This window comes from Corynebacterium pygosceleis (assembly GCF_016595275.2).
Taxonomy (GTDB): domain Bacteria; phylum Actinomycetota; class Actinomycetes; order Mycobacteriales; family Mycobacteriaceae; genus Corynebacterium; species Corynebacterium pygosceleis.
On the sequence record NZ_JAENIQ020000002.1, the window covers coordinates 470,261 to 490,152 of the forward strand.

The window sequence follows — 19,892 nt, forward strand, 5'->3', positions numbered from 1 at the left end:
GCACACTTGCGACAGTGCACCAACAGGGCTAACTTGTGTCGTGTTTAGGTGAGGCTCATCTACATTCCGATGACCACTCAGACGCAACACATCATCCAAGCGACCCCCGGAGTTTCCTTTGACACACACACCGCTCCACACCCCCACCCGCCGGTTCGGACGCCGCGCCGTCGCCGCCGTCGCGGGCGCCGCCCTCCTCTCGACGGGAACGATCACCGTCACGGCACCTCAGGTCATCGCCGCAGAGAGCGAAGCCTCCGCGGCCACCGTCACGGTGAACAGCTCGTTCACCTACCCCGCCGGTGAACTCATCGCCTCCGTTTTCGAGGTCAAAGCCGAGAACCTCATCCCGGGCGCCACGGTCACCGCACTCATCGACGGCGAACCGGTCGGTTTCCACGGCGGCGGCCTGACCGTCAACCCGACCGCCACCGTCGCCGGAGACGGCACCTTCGAGGGACGTGTCGTGGGCATGGCGCCGGCGGTGGCCGGAGGCATCGACCACACCATCACGCTCTCCGACGGAACGAACAGCGTCAGCGCGGAGAGTCACCTCGATCCGCTCGTCAACTTCGGCAGCGCCGACGCCCCCGAGGTCAACAACACCGCGATCGGAACCACGGATCTCGTCGTCACCGTCGTCAACCTCAAACCGGGCTCCGTCGTCACCCGCATCGGCACCGACTCCGTCGACATCCTCCCCGACGGTGCGACCCCGACCGTCGACGCCAGCGGAAACCTCACCATCCCGGATCTCAAGATCCCGGACGACCCGTCCCTCATCGGCCGGGAACTCGCCGTCACCGTCAGGGTCGCCGGCTCCGACACCGACACAACCCTCGACAGCACCGCGACGATCGCACCCCGCTCGCCCCTGATGAACACCGACGGATACGCCCTGAAGACCGGGGAACTGGGCCCCGGCCTCTACCAGGTCAAGTACTCGGCCAAGCAGAACGCCCTGTTCGTGACCCGTTCCGAATTCGTCGGCTCCGACCCCACCTCCATCTACAAGGTCAACCCCGACACCCTCGCCATCGAGGCGACGTACACGCCCGCCACCGCCGACGGCACCACGGGAACCGACGCCACCAAGGTCTTCGGTCTCGGCATCGACGACACGCGCGACATTCTCTGGGTGACCAACAGCCTCAACAACTCCATCTCCGCCTACTCCTCCGTCACCGGGGAACTGCTCAAGGCGTTCCCCGCAGGCTCCGTCGCCCACCCCCGCGCCATCGCCGTCGATGAATCCACCGGACTGGCGTACGTCTCCACCCCGGTGTCCCCCGCGGAATCCATCGCGGTGTTCGACGGAAACACCCTCACCCAGAAGGAATCACTCGCGACCCCCGGATTCTCCGGCGCGATGGAACTGCTCCTCGACGCCGAGGGGAAGAACCTCTACACGGTCGGTTTCAAGAACGGTAAGGCCGCACGCATCGCCCTCCCCGACGGCACCACCACCGTCTACGATCTCCCCGGTGACGACGACCCCCGGGGTGGCGGCGTCGCCCTGGACACGAAACGGAACCACCTGTTCGTCGCCAACCAGAACCCCTCCACCGTCGATGTCGTCGACCTCGCCGACGGCTCCGTCATCTCGACGATCACCACCGGCGACACACCCCTCGACGCCATCTACGACGCGGTCCACGACCGGGTCTTCATCGCCAACCGGGGTAGCGGCACCGTCACGGTCATCGAGCCCGGGAACCTCGACATCGTCGGAAACCTCGACGTCGGTTTCTACCCCAACGACATGGCCACCGACGGAAAGGGCCACATCTACGGAGTGAACAAGCCGACCAGCGGAAACTACGGAGCCTCCGACTCCATCTTCATGATCGAACCGATCACCGAAGAGCCCGTCCCCGGCAGTACCGCACCCCACGGATCCACCACCGAACCGGGTGGTTCGTCCGGCGGCACACTAGGAATCATCGGGATTCTCGGGGTGGTCGGCGCGGTACTCGGCGGCCTGTTCCACCTCTTCATGTCCGGTGCGCTCCCCGATGAGCTCACCGCCCTCATCCCCGGGCTGAAGAGGTAGCCACCGCCACGAGTGGAGCACCCGCCCGGTCCCGCGACCACCGCCCCGGGCGGGTGGTTCCCACCCGTCTCCCCCCCGACACCCCAAAACGCCCGCGCCCCCTGTCCCCCGCTGTTACGTTGAGGTTCAACCGGCGGAAACAACCGGACCGGCCACCCGAACCAGCCCAGGGAGGACAGAACCATGAGCGACAAGATCCTGATCATCACCGGCGACGGCGGAGAGACCCTCGAGGTCCTCTACCCGTACGAACGCCTCCGCGAAGCCGGCTACACCCCGGTCGTGGCGGCCCAGACCACCGACCGCAAGATCCAGCTCGTCGTCCACGACTTCGCCGACGACTTCGACACGTACACCGAGAAGCTCGCCCACATGTGGCCCGCCGACATCGCCATCGACGACGTCGACCCCGCCGACTACGCCGGACTCATCATCCCCGGCGGGCGCGCACCCGAGTACCTCCGGCTCAACGAGAACGTCCTGAACATCGTCCGCGCGTTCTTCGACGCCGACAAGCCGGTCGCCGCGACCTGCCACGGCCCCCTCATCCTCGCTCGCGCCGGCGTCCTCGACGGCCGCGAGTGCGCCGCGTTCGGCATGTGTGAACCCGATGTCACCGACGCAGGCGCCACCTACGTCGACGCCGCCGACGTCACCTCCGGGAACCTCGTCACCGCACGTGCCTGGAACGACAACGGCCCGTGGATGGGCGCCTTCCTCAAGCTCCTCGGCTAGAGCGTGTCTCCTGTTCGGCGTAGCCGTGCCGGTGTGGCGCAGAGGGCAACGGCGCCGCGGTAGATGGCGGCATCTCCGCCACCACCGGCGGACACCTTGAACAACGAGAACCGCCCCGGGACTGTCCCGGGGCGGTTCTCGTTCGTCTGAGGCAGCGGTGGTCAGCCGAGCAGGGCGTCGACGAAACTCTCCGGTTCGAACGGCGCCAGATGGTCCGCGCCCTCACCGAGTCCGACGAGCTTGACCGGAACGCCGAGCTCCTCCTGAACCTGGAACACGATACCGCCCTTGGCGGTACCGTCCAGCTTCGTCAGCACCACACCGGTGATGTCGACGACGTCGCGGAAGATACGGGCCTGGGTCAGGCCGTTCTGTCCGACCGTCGCATCCAGCACGAGCAGGACCTCGTCGACGTGGGTCTTCTTCTCCACGACGCGCTTGACCTTGCCGAGCTGGTCCATCAGGCCGGTGGAGGTGTGCAGGCGACCGGCGGTGTCGACGAGCACCACGTCGACGCCCTCGTCGACGCCACGGGCGACGGCGTCGAAGGCGACCGACGCCGGATCCGCGCCTTCCTTGCCGCGCACCGTGCGTGCACCGACCCGGCGCCCCCAGGTCTCGAGCTGGTCCGCTGCTGCGGCACGGAAGGTGTCCGCGGCCCCGAGCAGCACGTTGTGGCCCATCGCCACGAGGACGCGGGCGAGCTTGCCGGTCGTGGTGGTCTTGCCCGTGCCGTTGACACCGACGACGAGAACCACGGCGGGTTTTCCGTCGGCGGGCATAGCGCGGATCGAGCGATCCAGTTCCGGCTTGCAGGCCTCGATGAGGGTCTCGCGCAGCATGGCGCGGGCCTCCGCCTCGCTGGACACACCGCGCGCGGCGATCTTGTCCCGGAGCTGGTCGACGACCCGCATCGTCGTGGGCGTGCCGAGGTCCGCCATGAGCAGCGTGTCCTCGATCTCCTCCCACGCGTCCTCGTCTAGGTCCCCGGCGGTGAGGATGCCGAGCACGCCCTGGCCGATGACGTTCTGCGACCGCGACAGCTTGCCGCGCAGTTTACCGAGCCGCCCCTCAGCGGGGGCGATCTCGTCGATGTTGCGCTGCGTGGCGGCGTCCACGGACTCCGACTGCGCGGGTTCCTCGGGGGCGGGAGTCTCGGCGCGCGCGACTTCCGCAGCCTCGGCGGCGGCCTGTGCGGACTCGGCCGCTGCGGCGGCCTCGATCACGCGCGGATCATCGTCGGTGGCTTCCTCGACGCTCTCCGGTTCCTCCGTTACATCGGCTTTCTGATCCTCGGCGGCGTAGGTGTCGGCGTCGACCGCATCGGTGTCGTCGGCGAGATCCCGGAAGATCGGGGCAGCGGGTTCAGTGTCGGACGGCTCATCGGTGGTCTCCTGATCAACGGGTTCCGTCGAATCTGGGACGGCCCCGGTCACGGATTCGGCCGTAACGGCGTCCTCGGCCCCGTTGTCGTCGGACGACCGTTCCGCCGCGCCGGTGGCCGTGCCGAGCTGGTCTACCGCCCTCTCGACGGGTTTCTGCTCAGCCGGAGCCGGAATCGGTGTCACGGACTCACCGGACTTCAGCGTCTCCGGGCGGCTATCCGGGATGACCGGAGGCTCTTCCGTGGCCTGGACGTCGGACACCGCCTCAGCTTCCACAGGTGGTGCTGGGGTCCGGTGCGGTTCATCGATGTTCTGCGCGGGCTCGACCTGCGCCTCTGTGTCAGGGGCGGGCTTCGTCCCGGTTCCGGGTGTGGTCTCCGCCCCCGGGGCGGGAATAGGGGTGACCTGACGTTCCGGTTCCCCTGCCACAGGCTTCTGCACTCCGGCCCCCTGTCCCCTTTCCGGGACCTGGGTGGGACGCGGGTCCTCCACCTGCTCCGTGGAGAGTTTTTCCGGAGTCGTCGAACCACCACGCTGAACCGGCTGCGGCTCAACCTTCTTCTCCTTCACCGCAGGGGTGAAGTTGAAGCCCCCCTGGGCGGTGTAGTTACCCGATTTCTCCGCCTGGGTGAGCTCCTTCGGCTCCTCGACCTCCCCCTCACCGAAGCTGATCGTCTTGGCCTTCTTGCGTTTCAGGCCCCAGACGATGAGGAGTATGACGAGGAGCAGCACCAGCACGACGCCGGCGATGATCTGGTAGGTCGGGTTCGTGGCGAACTGATCCATCACGTTCTGCAGGTTGTCCATGCATACATGGTTTCACATCCGGGAGACGTGCGCTCGTGGCGCTTCGCCGGAGAGATGTCGACCGATCACAGGCACCGATCATCTGATTCTGCGGATGGGGGAACGGCCCCTTCCGGATGCTTCAAACATCTCCCCGAAAGCACGTTCACAGCTCTATACTCTGCAAGGTGAGCACACGTGTACCCAGCAGGGACGATATTTACGACGCACTGCGAACAGGCAAAGCGCTGATCTGTGCGCCCGGCGAGAAACCCGATGTTGGGGCCTGGCTGGACTTCACCACAGCCCTGCTCAAGGTGCTCCGCGATCCCGACATCACACCCCACCCCGATGGGCTGATGATCCAGGGCGCCTATTTCGCCGACGGGCTGAAGCTAAATAACTACGCGATAAACCATGACCTCAGGTTCAAGGACTGCACTTTTCCACTCCCCGTGGAGGCGAAGTACGCGCAGCTTCATTCCCTATATTTCAGCGGATGCACAGTTTCATCAATCAGCCTGGAACTTTCCTGCGTCGATGGTTCATTCATCATTGAGAAAACCAACATCAATAGCGCAATCGAACCAGCACTCAATTTGACTGGCGTGAAGATAACAAAAGGACTACGCGCTTCAAATCTTCATATCTCCGGCGAGTTTCTTGCGTACCGGGCCGAAATTGACTCCTTTTTTATTGTCAAGCACTCAACATTGAGTAACCCGTTGCGGCGCGCCCTCTTACTCGACCACGCAACCATCACCGGCGGCCTGTTCGCCCAAAATCTCGAAACAGAAGGCGAAGTCCGCGCCCCTGGCGCCACCATCAACGGACAATTCAACCTCACCGGCGCAACACTGACCAACCCAGAAGGCGACGCCCTCTTACTCGACCACGCAACCATCACCGGCGGCCTGTTCGCCCAAAATCTCGAAACAGAAGGCGAAGTCCGCGCCCCTGGCGCCACCATCATCGGACAACTCGTCCTCACCGGCGCAACACTGACCAACCCACACGGCAACCCCCTCGGACTCGACGGCGCCACTATCGAAGGAGACTTGTTCGCCCAAAATCTCGAAACAGAAGGCGAAGTCCGCGCCCCTGGCGCCACCATCAACGGACAACTCAACCTCACCGGCACAACACTGACCAACCCACACGGCGACGCCCTCTTACTCGACCACGCAACCATCACCGGCGGCCTGTTCGCCCAAAATCTCGAAACAGAAGGCGAAGTCCGCGCCCCTGGCGCCACCATCAACGGACAACTCGTCCTCACCGGCACAACACTGACCAACCCACACGGCAACCCCCTCGGACTCGACGGCGCCACCATCACCGATCTGTTTCTTAACTACAAGACCGTTGATGGGACAATTAGCCTGGTGAATACCAGGATTTCACACCTTCAAACCCCCAACGTGATTGAACCCAGGCATGGAAAAATTCTGGCGACCGGCTGGAAGGTGGATTCAATAGAAGGAGCTCTACACACTAATCCGGAGACCGCCAAGAAGTGGCTCGACACAACACCGGACAATGAGTTCTCCCCTCAGCCGTTCATGGAGTTGGCGCGGTATTTCGATCGTGTTGGTCTCCCCCATCATGCGCGTCATCTTCGGGTGTATTCGCACAGTAAGGTGACGAACAATATGCCGCTCAAGTCCCGGCCGGGGCGGTGGATGCTGCATGTGACGAGTGGATACGGCGAACGTCCCTGGTGCGCACTGGCATGGCTCGTGTTTCTGTTCATTTTGACGTGGTTGTTGACGCGGTGGCAGGCCGACCATTTGGAGACTGCGGATCAGGTACGGGCCGTCTGCCGGGACGGGTGGCGGATCACCGAATACGCGGGAAAGAACGCGATCCCGAGTTTCCCCGGGGCGACAACCAAATGCTCGCTGGCTGATGACACCCCGATCTGGCTGCGCCTGAGTTTTGCGTTCACCGCCGGGCTCTCCTGGATCATGCTCACGATCTTCCTGGCCGGTGTCGCGGGTATCCTGCGCAAACCGGCGGATTCGTCCACGTCCTGACCGTGCACGAAGTGGTGGCGGTCAATTCTCGACCGCCACCACCGACACGGATGGACGTCCCTGCCCCTAGTCCCCGATCCCGGGGTTCGTGACGGCGAGGACCATCGCTTCGGCGGCGATGAGGTCTCCGGTGACGAGGTCCGGGGTGAGGTCGGCGAGTCGGCTCCATCCGGGGGTTGCCGCGGTGAGCAGTTTGGATTTACCCATCAGCCCGTGGGCGTGCATGCGGGCGGCGAGTGCGAAGACGAGGGAGACGACGGGGGCGAGTGCCCAGGTGTTAGCGCCGGAGTCGGTGTCCACGCCCTCGAGCTTGTCGAAGCGGACCCGGGCCGAGGAGTAGAGGCGCCGGTTCGCGCCGCGCATCGCCTTCATCAGGGCGGCGGCGGAGGTGACCATCTCGCGGTCGGCGAGCAGGGCGTTGAGTTCGTGGCGTTTGTTGAACGTCTCGAACACGGCGAGGAGTCGGGCGCTGTCGTCCATGATGGGTCCGGGGACGATTTCGGCCTGGGCGAAGAACATCTTGAGCAGTGATTCCTGCTGTGCCTCGTCCATCTGGGCGATCTGGACGGTGGACTGGTCGATGCACGCGGTGTCGAGGGTGGCGTCGCGTCCGGTGGACAGGGTCTCGACGAGTCGTTTTCCGGCGACATCCTCAAGCTGGTCGAGCAGGGCACGGAGCCTCGCGCGGGGTTCGCCCTCTTCGACTGCGGTGTGGACGGCGGGGAGCTGCGCCAGGAGTTCGAGGGTGCCGATCCAGGCGGTGCGGTGGATCGCGACGTCGGTGTCCCGGCCTACGGTTGTCCCGTTGTCCTCGCCGTCGGTGCTATTCTCCGTGTCATCGGTGGCGGGGGCGGCGAACGGTCCGTGGACGAGTCCGGAGACGACGACCTTGCCGGGTTGCGCTTCGCCGGGGACGAGGGACGCGGAGAGTCCGGCGAGTGCGGCCGCCGGGTTTGCCGCGAGTGCGGTGCTGACGGCTCTGCGGAGCTGTACGGCGGCTGCCTCGGCTTCCGTCTCCGTTTCGGTGGTGATGCCCGTCTCTGGGGTGAAGCCCGCGAGGAAGTCCCAGAGGACGGGCATGACGGAGGCGTCGGTGGGCGCGGTCTCCGAGTCACCGGAGAGGAAGGCGGAGAGGTCGTTGAGCGGGCCGCTGCTGCCGGTGTAGTGGCCGGACTGGGACGCGGTGAGTGCGGTCGGTCCGGGGACGACGGGGGCGCGCAGGACGGAGAACGGGTCGGCGGAGTGGAGTTGGACGGTGAGGTCGCCTGCGTCGATGAAGTCGGCGGGGAGTTCGGTGCGCTGGCCGGTGACGGGGATGGTGCGGGCGAAGACCCAGGGCGCTGCGGCGGGCCAGACCCACGCTCCGAGGGCCCGGTCGCGGGCGAGGCCCTCGAACACGAGGTGGCCGTCGTCGACGGTCACGCCGGTGGCGTGGGGTGTGGGGTCGATGAGCGCGAGGTTGACCGACACGCGGCGGTCACTGCGGGGGTCGGTCCACTCGAATTCCATGCGTCCGCCGGGCAGGACGGCGGTGGATGCGGCGAGCTGTGTCATGGGTGCGGTGTAGGTCAGTCCGTCTTCGGCGGTGAGCCGCACGGTGCGCAGTGGTGCGCCGTGGTGGTTGCGGACGGTGACCTTCGGGTCGCCGAGTTCCCCGGTCGCCCGGATGCGCAGTGTGCCGTCGGCGTCGAACTGGCGGGCGCCGCAGACGAGTCGGGTGGTCCGCCACATCGGGGGTTGGGTGGTCAGCGGTACCTCGAAGGTGAGGCGCGGTGGGGTGAAGCGCAGTGGCATGGCGTCACCCTCGTCGGTGGTGATGGTGGTGCCTGCACCGGCTTCGTCCGGGGCGACGTGGATGGTTTTCGGCTGTGCGGTGAAGGGTTTGTGCCCGGGGCGTACGGTGCAGCTGGCTTCGCTGAGGCCACCGGTGGCGGGGATGCGGACGGAGCGGCAGGCCCCGTGGATGTCGGTGCTGGCGGTCAGACCCTCGACGATGGCGTATTCGTGGCGGAAGGACTCGTTGCGGGGGCCGCGGAGGCGGACGAGGTACTCCCCGACCCACGGTGCGTCGTAGAGCTCGGGGTCGAAGATGTCGAAGACGCCACCTTCGGCCGGGATGATGAGTGGTTCGGCGGGCGCGACCTCGTCTCCGGCGTGTCCGGTGCCCGCGTACGCGGAGATGGACAGCCACCAGGTTTCCTCGCCTCCCGAGACCGTGGGTGGGAACTCGGCGAGCAGGGAGGCGGAGTGGACGGGGAGTCCGCCGAGGCTGCGGAGGTCGGCGACGGGTTCTCCGGGATCGCGGAACATGACGCGCTGCCGGGGGTCGACGCAGCGCACGTTGTGCATCGGCGAGGGGGTCTGCCCGGGGCGAAGAACCTGGAGGGAAGCGACCTGTGAGGTGTCGACGCGGCGGGCGGTCCAGCTGGCCCATCCGTCGACGGGGCAGGAGGCGATGACGGGGATGTCGTCGCCGGTGACGACGTCGACGAGCCGGGAGTCGTCCGGGGTGACGACGATCAGTTCGGGGTGGTGCAGGGAGGCGAGGTCGGTGAGGTTCTGTCCCTTGACGGAGAACACCAGGACCGGGTCGTCGGAGTCGACGACCGGGACGACCCAGGTGGTGTCGTTGGTGATGTCGGCGACGGTGACCTCGCGGAGCTGCCGTTCGACGTGGAGGTCGAGCAGCTCCGAGAATCCTCCGATCTCCCCCCAGCTGCGTCCGGTGCGGTAGATCTGGGTGGTTCCCTCGACGGAGACCCGCCACTGGACCTCCGCGTCCTGGCCTTCGGGCAGTGCCTGTTCGGGCAGTCTCAGGCACACTTTGCCGCGCGGCGCGTCGAAGATGATCCGGGGTGTGTGTTCCCGGGTGGCCACGCCCACGGCGGAGCCCCGGTTCGGGGTTCCCGCGGGGCGTTCCCTGAGTTCCGCCGCGACCGCACCGCGCAGGAGTACCGGCAGTGCCCCGGTGATCCGGTTGCCGGGGCCGGTGACCAGGGCCCGCCATCCGAGTGGGTCGGTGCGGGTGAGCTCCCGCAGCTCGATGACACGGGTGATGACGTCGGCGAGGATCCCGGGGGCTGCGGCGGCGACGGCAACGGTGACGGGCAGGAGGGTGTCGGTGTCGTCCGCGGGTTCGTCCCCCTCGTCCACCGCCGGGAGATACCCGGTGTGACGTCCCTCGGCGAGCATCGTGACCGTGTCCGGCCCGGTGATCTCCTGCCCCTCGGCGTCGAGGACGTCGAGGAGTTCGAGGAGGCCGGGGACCTCGTTGCCGGTGATCCCGGCGTGGGTGGCGAGCAGCAGCACCGGGTCGTCGAGGCCGTCCGGGACGCGGAGCCCGACGCGGCGGACCAGATCGACGGTGACGTCGGCGAGGTCGCCGGCTATGCCTTCCGCGGGAGCCAGGCCGAGACCGTGGAGGTACTCGTCGAAGAAGCTGGAGCGGTCGGTCATCCGGGCGGCGCGGGCGACGAGGGTGACCACGGCGACGGTGGGGGTGACGTCGACGAGGGCGGTGATCGTCGCGCCGGCGGCCATCTGGCGGGAGAGGAATGTCCCGTAGAAGCGTTCGATGCACTCGATGTCATCGGATTTCAGCCCCGTTCCGGTGACCCGGTCCCGGCCGGCGAGGACCTGTGCAAGTTTCAGTTCGGTCTGGGAGGCCCAGCCGAGGAGGGAGTCGTTCAGGTCCGCGATCGGATTGGCGCTGCCGCTCATGACGTGGTGTTAGCCCCTTGGAGTGTGTGTGCCGGTGTTGACTGGTTGGCCTGACGAGCAGACCGTTCGATTCTAGCGCCCCCGCCCGTGAGACGTGCGGGCACCGTCAAAACCCAGGGGTCACACCCGTATCCTGCGGATTCGTCCGCTCAGTCGAAGGTGTCGGCGGGCCCGCCGGTGTCATCCCGTGCGCGCGTGGTGGGGGACATCCGTTGGCTGATGACACGGGTGACGCCGTCACCGCGCATGGTCACCCCGTAGAGCACGTTGGCGACGTCCATCGTCGGCTTCTGGTGGGTGATGACGATGAGCTGGCTGGATTCGCGCAGTTCCTCGAAGAGGTTGATGAGGCGACGCAGGTTGACGTCGTCGAGGGCCGCCTCGACCTCGTCCATCACGTAGAACGGGCTGGGGCGCGCGCGGAAGATCGCCACGAGCATGGCCAGGGCGGTGAGGGACTTCTCCCCGCCGGACAGCAGCGACAGTCTCTTGACGCGCTTGCCGGGGGGCCTGGCCTCGACCTCGATGCCGGTGGTGAGCATGTCGTCCGGTTCGGTGAGCACCAACCTGCCCTCCCCGCCCGGGAACAGGGTGGAGAAGACCCGGGGGAACTCGTCCTCGACATCACGCCAGGCGTCCGTGAACAGCTGGAGGATCTTGGCGTCGACCTCCTCGATCACGCCGGTCAGGTCACGGCGGGCCTGTTCGACGTCGGAGAGTTGCGTCGAGAGGTACTCGTAGCGTTCCTCGAGCGCCTTGAATTCCTCGAGGGCCAGCGGGTTGACCTTGCCGAGGGAGGCGAGGTCCTTCTCCGCGCGTTTGAGTCGTTTCTGTTCGGCGGCCCGGTCGAAGTCCTCCCCCGGTGCGTGGTCGGCGAGGATGACTTCCACCGTCAACCCGAGCTGCGCGGTGATCTGTTCCTCGGCCTGTTCGATGCGCACCTGTGCCTGACTGCGGGCAATGTCGGAGGCGTGCGCCGTGTCCGTCAGCCGGTTGAGCTGTGTCCGGGCGGCGTTGACCTCGTCCCTGGCCCGGGAGAGTCGGGTGACGACGCCAGCGCGCGTGGTGCTGAGTTCATCTCTCTCCGCGGCGGCCCGGGCGGTGGCGTCCGCTGTACGGTCGGCGACCTCGCGGGCGCCGCGTTCCACTGCTGCGGCGAGTTCCGCCGCTGCCCGGCGCGCGGCCATCGCCTTCTCGTGGCGGGCCTTGGCCTGCCGTTCGTGTTCGGCCTGACGGCGCAGTGCGTCACCTTTTCCGCGCAGTTGTCCCGCGCGTTCCTCGGCGGTGCGCAGTGCGAGGCGGGCCTCGACCTCCATGGCCTTGACCTGCGCGAGGGCGGATGTGGCCTCGTCCCGGGCTGCGGTGGAGGGTTCATCGGGTTCGTCGGTGTCCTCGACGCGGGACAGACGGTCGAGGGTCTCCTCGAGTTGTTCCGCGAGTTCGGTCCGGCGGAGTTCGGCGGCGGTGACGCGTGAGGCCATGCGCTGGTGTTCGGCGCGGGCCGCGTCGTGGCTCCTTGCCGCTCGTGTCGCGTCGCGGTTGAGGGTCTCCAGGTCACGGTCGTGTTCGCGGAGGGCGGCTTTCGCGGCGGCCGCGTCGACGCGGGCCTCTTCTGCGGCGGTCGCGGCACCGGAGAGGGTGCCCGCCAGTTCGGCGAGTTCCGCCTCGGCGGTGGTGAGTTCGGCCCTGGCGGCGTCGATCTGCGCGGTGATCTCCACGGCGGTGCCGGTCCCCTGCCCGAGTGTGAGCCATCCGTGTCCGCGCAGGGTTCCGCCCCGGGTGACGGCCTTCAGTCTGGGGTCGTCGCCGACGGCCCGTCGTGCGGCCGTGTCGTCGTCGGCGAGGACGACGTCCACGAGAAGTCGGACGAGGGCGGGGCGGACACGTGCGTCGAGGTCGAGGTGGTCGAGGAGCCAGGTGCAGCCGGTCGGCAGGTCGGTGTCGAGGCGCCAGTCCCCGATTCCGGTGCCGGTGGTGTCGATGAGTGTGGTGCGGGGGATGTCCGCGCCGTTCAGTTGCCCGAGGACGGTGTCGTCGATGTCGCCGGCGACGGCCTCCGCCACGGATCCGAGTGCGGCGGCGACGGCCTTCTCCGTTCCCGGGGCCGGGCGGATGAGGGCGGCGAGTGGTGCGAATCCGTCACCGAGGATCTCCGCGGCGTCGACCGTGGGCACGGTGGATTCGAGGGTGTCTATCCGGGAGGTCAGTGACGAGACGCGGCGTTCCAGGGCACGTTCGGCGTCGCGCAGCTGGTTGAGCCGTGCCTCGGCGGCCTGTGCCTCTGTGGACGCCCGGGTGTGCGCCTGCTCCAGTGGCTCCCGGTCGGTCGATGAACTCTCCATGCGGGAGGCGATCGCCTCGGCCTCGGCCCGGGCCGCGTCCGCGCGGCCGAGGGTCTCCTCCAGTTGCTCGGTGAGCCGTTCGATGTCGGCGTCGGCGGCGGCGATCTGGCTGCGCTGGGATTCCTCGGCCGCGAGAAGCCTGACGACGCCCTCCCTGCGGTCGGCGATGGCGCGCATCTGTGCGAGGTGTTCCCGTTCGAGCTCGCGGGCGGTGTTTTCCCGTTCCTCGACCTCACCCCGGATGGATTCGAGCCGTTCGGCCGCCATCTCCACCGTTTCCTCGAGGCCCGCGAGTTCCTCGTCGGCACGCTCGGCGCGGCGGGCCAGCTCGTCGGGGTCGGGGCCGGAGTAGCTGATGTCCGCTCCCCTGTTCGCGGCGCGGTCGGCGGCGATGCGCACCGTCGCGGACACCCGTTCCGTGAGGGCGGACAGGGTGAACCAGAGGTTCTGCGCGGCCTCGACCTCGGGCGTGATCCGGGCGAGTTCCTCCTCGAGTTCGAGCTGCCTGCCGGTGGCCTCCTCCAGTCGTTCGGTGACGTCGCGGACCCGCGCGGCGAGCATCTCGGCCTTCGCGTCGGCGTCCTCGGCCTCGGCGCGCAACCGGACCAGGCGGTCCCCGGCGAGCCGGAGTCGGGCGTCGCGGAGTTCGGCCTGCACCGTCGCCGCCCGTTTCGCGGCCTCGGCCTGCCTGGCCAGTGGTTTCAGCTGACGTTTGAGTTCGCCGGTGAGGTCGGTGAGCCGGTCGAGGTTGGCCTGCATGCCGACGAGTTTGCGGTGCGCCTTCTCCTTGCGTCGCCGGTGCTTGAGCACGCCGGCGGCTTCCTCGATGAAGGCGCGCCGGTCCTCCGGTTTCGCCTCGAGGATCTGGGCGAGCCGCCCCTGGCCGACGATGACGTGCATCTCGCGGCCGATGCCCGAGTCGGACAGCAGCTCCTGGATGTCCATCAGACGGGCCTTCGCGCCGTTGATCTCGTATTCACTCGCGCCGTCGCGGAACATCCGGCGGGTGACGGACACCTCGGAGTAGTCGATGTCGAGGGCGCCGTCGGCGTTGTCGATGGTGAGGGTGACCTCGGCGCGGCCCAACGGTTTACGGTCACCGGCGCCGGCGAAGATGACGTCCTCCATCTTCCCGCCGCGCAGGGTCTTCGCACCCTGCTCCCCCATCACCCAGGCCAGAGCATCCACCACATTGGATTTACCGGACCCGTTCGGACCGACGACGGCGCAGATGCCGGGTTCGAATTTCAGGGTCGTCGCGGACGCGAAGGACTTGAATCCCTTGAGCGTCAACGATTTCAAATGCACCGGAAAATAGTAGCACCGGCTCCGGTCAGTGGTTTCGGGCGAGTTCCCCCGGGTCCAGCTCGTCGAGGAGCACGATCTTCCGGTCCCCCAGATCACGGGTGAGCGGGACATCGACGGCGGCGAACCTGGCCTCCCGGGTGCAGGGACCGTCCGTGCCCGGGAGAGTTCCGGCGACGAGTGCGAGCCGGACCTCGGTGTCGGTCTCGTCCACGACGGGTCGGACTCCGAAGCACCGCGTGGTTCCGGTCATCCCGGCGATCCGGATGGTCCGCCGGTCGACGACCGCATGGTCCCCGATGCGGGTGACGTACTCGTCGTACATGCCGTCGGTCGGCCCGTCGACGGGGTACTCCTCGAGGGGCACCGCACCGGTTCCCCGGTCACCGTCTTCGGCCGGGATCTCCGCGGTCGGGGCGTCCGGTGGTGCCGGATCGGTGACGGCACCCTGCGGCGAGCATCCCGTGAGCACCGCGACAACCGCAGCCGCAGCGGGAATGAACGGGCGCGTCAGTGGCCTCATCGTTCGGTGAAACCCGATTCCCCCCTGGGCTCGGACCACTGTTCGACCACCGTGTCGACCCGCCCGGGACGTCGGGTGGTGCTGGGCTGTTCGCCGAGTCTGCGCAGGAGAGTCAGGCACGCCTCCTCCGGTCCCTCGGCGACGACGAGGACCCGGCCGTCCGGGTAGTTCGTCGCCGACCCCGCGAGTCCCAGTTCCTTCGCCCGGGAACGGGTCCACCAGCGGAAGCCCACCCCCTGGACGTGCCCGTGCACCCACGCGGTGAGTCGCGTCCGGTTGTCCTCGCCCATCGCCCGCCGCCTTTCGTGATGATCCGTCGGAGAATCTGTTCCGCCGTTCACTGTACCGGGGTCCGGACGCACGTCAGAGGGGCACCGCCCGATGTCCCGGACGGTGCCCCTCTGACGGAGATCCCTGCGCCTACCTCACGCGGCGGGAGACCTCGTCGTAGCGCTCATCGCGCTGGAGGATCGCGTCGGTGCCGTCCCAGCACTCCATGTTCTCCCAGCCACGGAGCTTGGGCAGGTCGTCGCGGTGGAAGACGGGGTTGAGCCCCTTGGCGCGCTGCTCGGCGAAGTGCCTGAGCAGTGCGACGGCGACCCCGCCGAGCGGGATGATGGCGATGAGGTTGACGGTGGCCATCAGACCGGAGAACGTGTCGGCGAGCGACCACACCAGCGGAACGGATCCGAGTGCCCCACCGAAGACACAGAGGACGACGAGACCACGGAAGATGTTGAGGACCATCTTGGACCCGGTCATGAACTCGATGTTCGCCTCTCCGTAGTAGTAGTTGCCGATGACGGAGGAGAACGCGAGGAAGATGATGATGACGGTGAGGAAGTGGATGCCCCAGGTGCCGACGCTGTCAGCCAGGGCGTTCTGCGTCAGTTCCATACCGCCGTGTCCCTCACCGTACTCGGGCTTGGACAGCAGGATGATGAACGCGGTCACGGAACAGACGACGACGGTGTCGAAGTAGACGCCGAGGGTCTGGATGAGCCCCTGCTTCGCGGGGTGGGAGACCGTCGCGGTCGCCGCCGCGTTCGGGACGGAGCCCATACCGGCCTCGTTGGAGAACAGGCCACGACGGACACCGTTCATGATGACGGTGCCGATCGCGGCACCGGAGACCGAACGGAACCCGAAGGCCTCGGCCCAGATGTTGCCGATCATCGCGGGAACCTGACCGATGTGGATGAACACGACGATGAAGCCGACGATGATGTACGCGACGGCCATGATCGGGACGATCACCTGGGTGACGGAACCGATGCGCTGGATGCCGCCGAAGATCACCGCTGCGGTGACCAGCGCGAGGACGGCACCGACGACGACCTTGATGACGGTCGGGTTCGAGCCCTCGAAAGAGGTGCTCATCGACGCGGCGATGGAGTTCGACTGCACGGCGTTGAACACGAAACCGTAGGTGAAGGTGATGAGCACCGCGAAGACGAGCGCCAGCCAGCGCCAGCCGAGGGCCCTGGTGATGTAGTAGGCCGGACCGCCACGGAAGGAATCCTCGTCGCGCACCTTGTAGACCTGGGCGAGGGTGGACTCGACGAAGGAGGTGGCTCCGCCGATGACGGCGAGTGCCCACATCCAGAACACCGCACCGGGCCCGCCGATCGCGATGGCGATGGCGACACCGGCGACGTTGCCGGTACCGACGCGGGACGCCGCGGAAACGGTGAACGCCTTGAAGGCGGAGATGTTCTTCTTGCCCTTTTCGGCGGGGGCGCGCTCGGTGATCGACCGGAACATGTCCGGGATGAACCTCAGCTGGACCACGAGGGTGGTCCAGCAGAAGTAGAGTCCCGCTCCGACGAGCAGAACGAGGACGAATTGCCAGTAGATGTCGTTGAACTTGCCTATGAAGTTCTGAAGTTGTTCCATGCGGAGAAACGTTAACCTAAAACTAGGGAAAAAGTCAGTATCTGCGTTGACAATTTCCGCAGAAGTGGCTGGAACGGTTCATGAAGTGCTCGCGCTGAATGGGAAATCCGCAGCGTGGACATTCTTTTCCGGCACGACCGTAAACCATGAGCGAACGGTCAAAATAACCTGAATCACCGTTGACGTTCACGTACAGGGCATCGAAGGAGGTTCCGCCCTGAACCAGGGCCTCCCGCATGACCTCGCTCCCGGCGCACAGCAGTTCCCCGATGCGCCGCGACGACATCCGCGAGGCGCGCTGCCGGGGATGGACGCGGGCCCGCCACAGCATCTCGTCGGCGTAGATGTTGCCGACACCGGAGACGAGGTCCTGCGCGAGCAGCAGTCGTTTGATCTCCGTGTCCCGGCTCTTCAGTGCGCGGACGAGCGAGTCGTCGGGGTCGAGGTCGGTTTCGAGCAGATCCGGGGCGATGTGGGCGACCCTGAGGGGGACCCTGCGGGAGGTCCGCCCGGGTGTGGTGGCCCTGCCCTCCACCAGTGGCCCGGTGTTCCAGTAACCGAAGGTCCGTTGGTCGACGAACCAGACCTCACGTCCGTCCTCCAGTACGGCCCGTGCACGGAGGTGTCGCCGGTTGGGGTCGTCCGCCCCCGCACCGGGATCCTTGATCAGCATCTGCCCGCTCATGCCGAGATGGACGAGAAGTGCGTCGTCCCCAGGCGACAGGACCAGCCAGAGGAACTTTCCACGTCGTTCGACGGAGACGATCCCGCGCCCACGGAGGGCGGCCGACACCTCGGTGGCACCACCGGCGTTGTTGCGGGCGGCCCGTGGATGGAACACCTCGGCCCGGTCGATCCGGGAGGAGGTCACCAGGTTGGCGAGGCCCGCCCGGACGGTCTCGACCTCGGGGAGTTCAGGCATCGACGGTTCTCAGGACCGTTTCCGACCGGAGGCGGCCTCGCGGGCGATGGTCTCCGGGGAGTCGGGCCCGAAACCGAGTTCATCGCGCAGTCGTGCGTAGGCGACGGCGGCGGCGTCCTGCTCCGCGGTCTTCTTACTGGTTCCGTGGCCCGCGCCCAGGTCACGCCCGGCGACGGTGACGGTGGCGGTGAACTGGCGGTCGTGGTCCGGCCCCTGCGAGGTGACGGAGTACTCCGCCATCGGCAGCTTGCGCTCCGCGAGACGTTCCTGGAGGGAGGTCTTCCAGTCGTTGTGCATACCGGTGGCCGCGGCTGTCTCGATGAGGTGGGAGAACAGTCGGAGCACCACGGACCGCGCGACCTCGAAGCCGTGCTCCAGGTAGATCGCCCCCAGCAGCGCCTCCGTCGTGTCGGCGAGAATGGAGTCCTTGTCGTCGCCTCCACTGCCCTGCTCCCCTTTACCGAGGAGAATGAAGCGGCCGAGTCCGATCTCCCGTGCGACCTCCGCGAGCCCGTACCGGCTGACGATGGAGGCCCGCATCTTGGAGATGTCACTCTCCGATCTCGTCGGGTGCAGCTGGTAGAGCCGTGCGGCGACGGAGAGACCGAGAACGGAGTCCCCCAGGAACTCCAGGCGCTCATTGTTCGGAAGATGGCCGTTCTCGTTGGCGAATGACCGGTGTGTCAGCGCGAGGCGGAGCAGTTCCTCGGGGAGATCGACGCCGAAACTGGCGAGCAGCGGGGCGTGGTCGACCGCGTTGAAGGATTTCTGGAGGGCCGCCGCACCGGTCAGACGTTTCCGGGGGCTCACAGGAACTTCTCCAGACCGGCCCACCTGGGGTCCGGCAGATTCTTCTCGTCCTCACCGGAGACGCCGTCAGGTTCCGGGGTACGGTCCGAATCACACTCACCGATACCGAAGTATCCGCAGGTCGGGGAAAACGGCAGGTTGAGCCCGACGACGTCGGTGAGGCTCTGCTGGATGTCGAGTTCCGTCCCCTCGATACGGGGCGGATTCTCCTCCGCGTCATCGTCCGCGGCATCACCGCTGATGAAGTCGTCGGAGGCGGCGAAGACCTCGTTCACGTGAAAGGAATGCTCGACGTCCAGGGGGCGCAGGCACCGGGCGCACTCGCCGCTCAGGGGCGCGGTGACCGTCGCATCGACGAGGACGGCGTCACCGAGGGGGGACAGGAAGGCCTCTACGGTGACATCGGCACCCTCGTCTATGGCGACCAGCGGAAGCCCGATCCTCAGGGGACTGGGTCCTGTTTGGGTGCGCTGGGTCGGCGTGGCCGAGGAGCGCAGCAGGGTTGCGACATCAAATACAAATGGTGAGTTCATGGCGCCCCACAGCCTACCCTCTGGGCGGGTCACCGCCCAGATCACCTCACCTGCGGCCGCTACTCCTCGTAGCCGCGTGCGGAATAACGGGTACCGCGTTCCGGGCGTTCCGTCCGCTCGCGGTGCTCGGCACGGTCACCACGACCGGCGGCCCCGGCACCGCGGCGGAGAGCGGCACGGTCCTTGGACACGCTCCGGAGGGTGGCGGACAGTGATTCCTCGAACTCGGCGAGCTTCGTGTCGACGAAGGCGTCACACTCACCACGGAGCCGGTTGGAGTCGGCGTGGGCCGAATCGACGATCCGGTGGGCCTCCTCGTTCGCCCGGCGGACGACCTCGGAGTCACTGACCAGGCGGTGCTGCTCCGCGAGCCCCTCATCGACGCTGCGCTGGTAGGTCTCGTTGCCCTTGGCCACGAGACGCTCAGCTTCGGCGTTGGCCCGGTCGACGGTCGCCTCGGCCTCCCTGCGGGCGTCGACCACGAGACGTTCGGCCTCCTCCTCGGCGCGGGCGACGAGGAGATTGGCGTGGTTCTCGGCGTCGGCGACCATCGCGTCAGCGTCCGTGCGCGCGGCAGAGACCAGGGCGGACGCCTCATTCTCCGCTTCGGTGACCAGGTATTCGGCCTGTTCCTCGGCGCCGCGGATCAGGTCATCCCGTTTGTCGAGGACGTCCTGCGCGTCATCGACCTCCTGCGGCAGTGCCTCGCGGAGGTCATCGAGGAGGCGGAGCATCTCCGTCCGGGGCACGAGACAGTTGGAGGACATGGGCACGCCGTAGGCCTGCTCCACGGTGGCGTTGAGCTCGTCAAGGGATTCAAATACGCGGTACATGCCCCATACGGTA

Annotated in this window: 13 protein-coding genes; 3 read left to right on the top strand and 10 right to left on the bottom strand. The window is 67.0% G+C overall.

Annotated elements, in window-relative coordinates; genetic code table 11:
• Positions 1–118: 118 nt before the first annotated feature.
• Together JIM94_RS05415 and JIM94_RS05420 are read left to right on the top strand one after the other, a co-directional pair.
• Positions 119–2,053 carry a YncE family protein gene (locus tag JIM94_RS05415; RefSeq protein ID WP_200255569.1) on the top strand — a complete coding sequence of 645 codons (1,935 nt, stop codon included), beginning with the start codon at positions 119–121 and terminating at the stop codon, positions 2,051–2,053.
• Positions 2,054–2,236: 183 nt separating this feature from the next.
• Entirely contained in the window at positions 2,237–2,788 is a 552-nt protein-coding gene (locus JIM94_RS05420) for a DJ-1/PfpI family protein (RefSeq protein ID WP_200255571.1), read from the top strand.
• 161 nt (positions 2,789–2,949) lie between these two features.
• Here the strand turns inward: JIM94_RS05420 and ftsY are convergent, their stop codons facing one another.
• Entirely contained in the window at positions 2,950–4,980 is a 2,031-nt protein-coding gene (gene ftsY / locus JIM94_RS05425) for a signal recognition particle-docking protein FtsY (RefSeq protein ID WP_234040229.1), read from the bottom strand.
• Positions 4,981–5,147: 167 nt separating this feature from the next.
• Between ftsY and JIM94_RS05430 the strand changes: the two genes are divergently transcribed.
• Entirely contained in the window at positions 5,148–6,995 is a 1,848-nt protein-coding gene (locus tag JIM94_RS05430; protein WP_248702991.1) for a bactofilin family protein, read from the top strand.
• 66 nt (positions 6,996–7,061) lie between these two features.
• Here the strand turns inward: JIM94_RS05430 and JIM94_RS05435 are convergent, their stop codons facing one another.
• The 9 genes from JIM94_RS05435 to JIM94_RS05475 form a co-directional block, all read right to left on the bottom strand.
• The gene (locus JIM94_RS05435) at positions 7,062–10,715 is read right to left on the bottom strand and encodes a hypothetical protein (RefSeq protein WP_200254303.1); all 3,654 of its coding nucleotides are present in this window, start codon (positions 10,713–10,715) and stop codon (positions 7,062–7,064) included.
• A gap of 149 nt (positions 10,716–10,864) precedes the next feature.
• Entirely contained in the window at positions 10,865–14,365 is a 3,501-nt protein-coding gene (smc, locus tag JIM94_RS05440) for a chromosome segregation protein SMC (protein ID WP_200254305.1), read from the bottom strand.
• A 25-nt stretch (positions 14,366–14,390) separates the two neighbouring features.
• Positions 14,391–14,885, bottom strand: coding sequence for a hypothetical protein (locus tag JIM94_RS05445; protein WP_200254307.1), 495 nt, complete (start codon positions 14,883–14,885; stop codon positions 14,391–14,393).
• Complete coding sequence (locus tag JIM94_RS05450) at positions 14,882–15,175, bottom strand: acylphosphatase (protein WP_200254309.1); 294 nt, start codon at positions 15,173–15,175, stop codon at positions 14,882–14,884. Before JIM94_RS05450 ends, JIM94_RS05445 begins: the two co-directional genes overlap by 4 nt.
• Positions 15,176–15,305: 130 nt before the next feature.
• Complete coding sequence (locus JIM94_RS05455; protein WP_200254311.1) at positions 15,306–16,781, bottom strand: alanine/glycine:cation symporter family protein; 1,476 nt, start codon at positions 16,779–16,781, stop codon at positions 15,306–15,308.
• Positions 16,782–16,815: 34 nt separating this feature from the next.
• Positions 16,816–17,703 (bottom strand): bifunctional DNA-formamidopyrimidine glycosylase/DNA-(apurinic or apyrimidinic site) lyase, encoded by an 888-nt coding sequence (gene mutM / locus JIM94_RS05460; RefSeq protein ID WP_200254313.1) that lies wholly within the window; start codon positions 17,701–17,703, stop codon positions 16,816–16,818.
• A gap of 9 nt (positions 17,704–17,712) precedes the next feature.
• Positions 17,713–18,513, bottom strand: coding sequence for a ribonuclease III (gene rnc / locus JIM94_RS05465; RefSeq protein WP_200254315.1), 801 nt, complete (start codon positions 18,511–18,513; stop codon positions 17,713–17,715).
• A complete protein-coding gene (locus JIM94_RS05470) occupies positions 18,510–19,046 on the bottom strand; it encodes a YceD family protein (RefSeq protein ID WP_200254317.1) in 537 nt (178 codons plus the stop codon). Before JIM94_RS05470 ends, rnc begins: the two co-directional genes overlap by 4 nt.
• A 59-nt stretch (positions 19,047–19,105) precedes the next feature.
• Positions 19,106–19,879, bottom strand: a complete 774-nt coding sequence (locus JIM94_RS05475; RefSeq protein WP_200254319.1) for a DivIVA domain-containing protein — start codon at positions 19,877–19,879, stop codon at positions 19,106–19,108.
• Positions 19,880–19,892 lie beyond the last annotated feature (13 nt).

Bases quoted from the DNA above. Each gene is read 5' to 3' on its own strand.
- JIM94_RS05420 (WP_200255571.1), top strand. From the start codon at position 2,237: ATGAGCGACAAGATCCTGATCATCACCGGCGACGGCGGAGAGACCCTC.
- ftsY (WP_234040229.1), bottom strand. From the start codon at position 4,980: ATGGACAACCTGCAGAACGTGATGGATCAGTTCGCCACGAACCCGACC.
- JIM94_RS05435 (WP_200254303.1), bottom strand. From the start codon at position 10,715: ATGAGCGGCAGCGCCAATCCGATCGCGGACCTGAACGACTCCCTCCTC.
- JIM94_RS05445 (WP_200254307.1), bottom strand. From the start codon at position 14,885: ATGAGGCCACTGACGCGCCCGTTCATTCCCGCTGCGGCTGCGGTTGTC.
- JIM94_RS05450 (WP_200254309.1), bottom strand. From the start codon at position 15,175: ATGGGCGAGGACAACCGGACGCGACTCACCGCGTGGGTGCACGGGCAC.
- JIM94_RS05455 (WP_200254311.1), bottom strand. From the start codon at position 16,781: ATGGAACAACTTCAGAACTTCATAGGCAAGTTCAACGACATCTACTGG.
- mutM (WP_200254313.1), bottom strand. From the start codon at position 17,703: ATGCCTGAACTCCCCGAGGTCGAGACCGTCCGGGCGGGCCTCGCCAAC.
- JIM94_RS05470 (WP_200254317.1), bottom strand. From the start codon at position 19,046: ATGAACTCACCATTTGTATTTGATGTCGCAACCCTGCTGCGCTCCTCG.
- JIM94_RS05475 (WP_200254319.1), bottom strand. From the start codon at position 19,879: ATGTACCGCGTATTTGAATCCCTTGACGAGCTCAACGCCACCGTGGAG.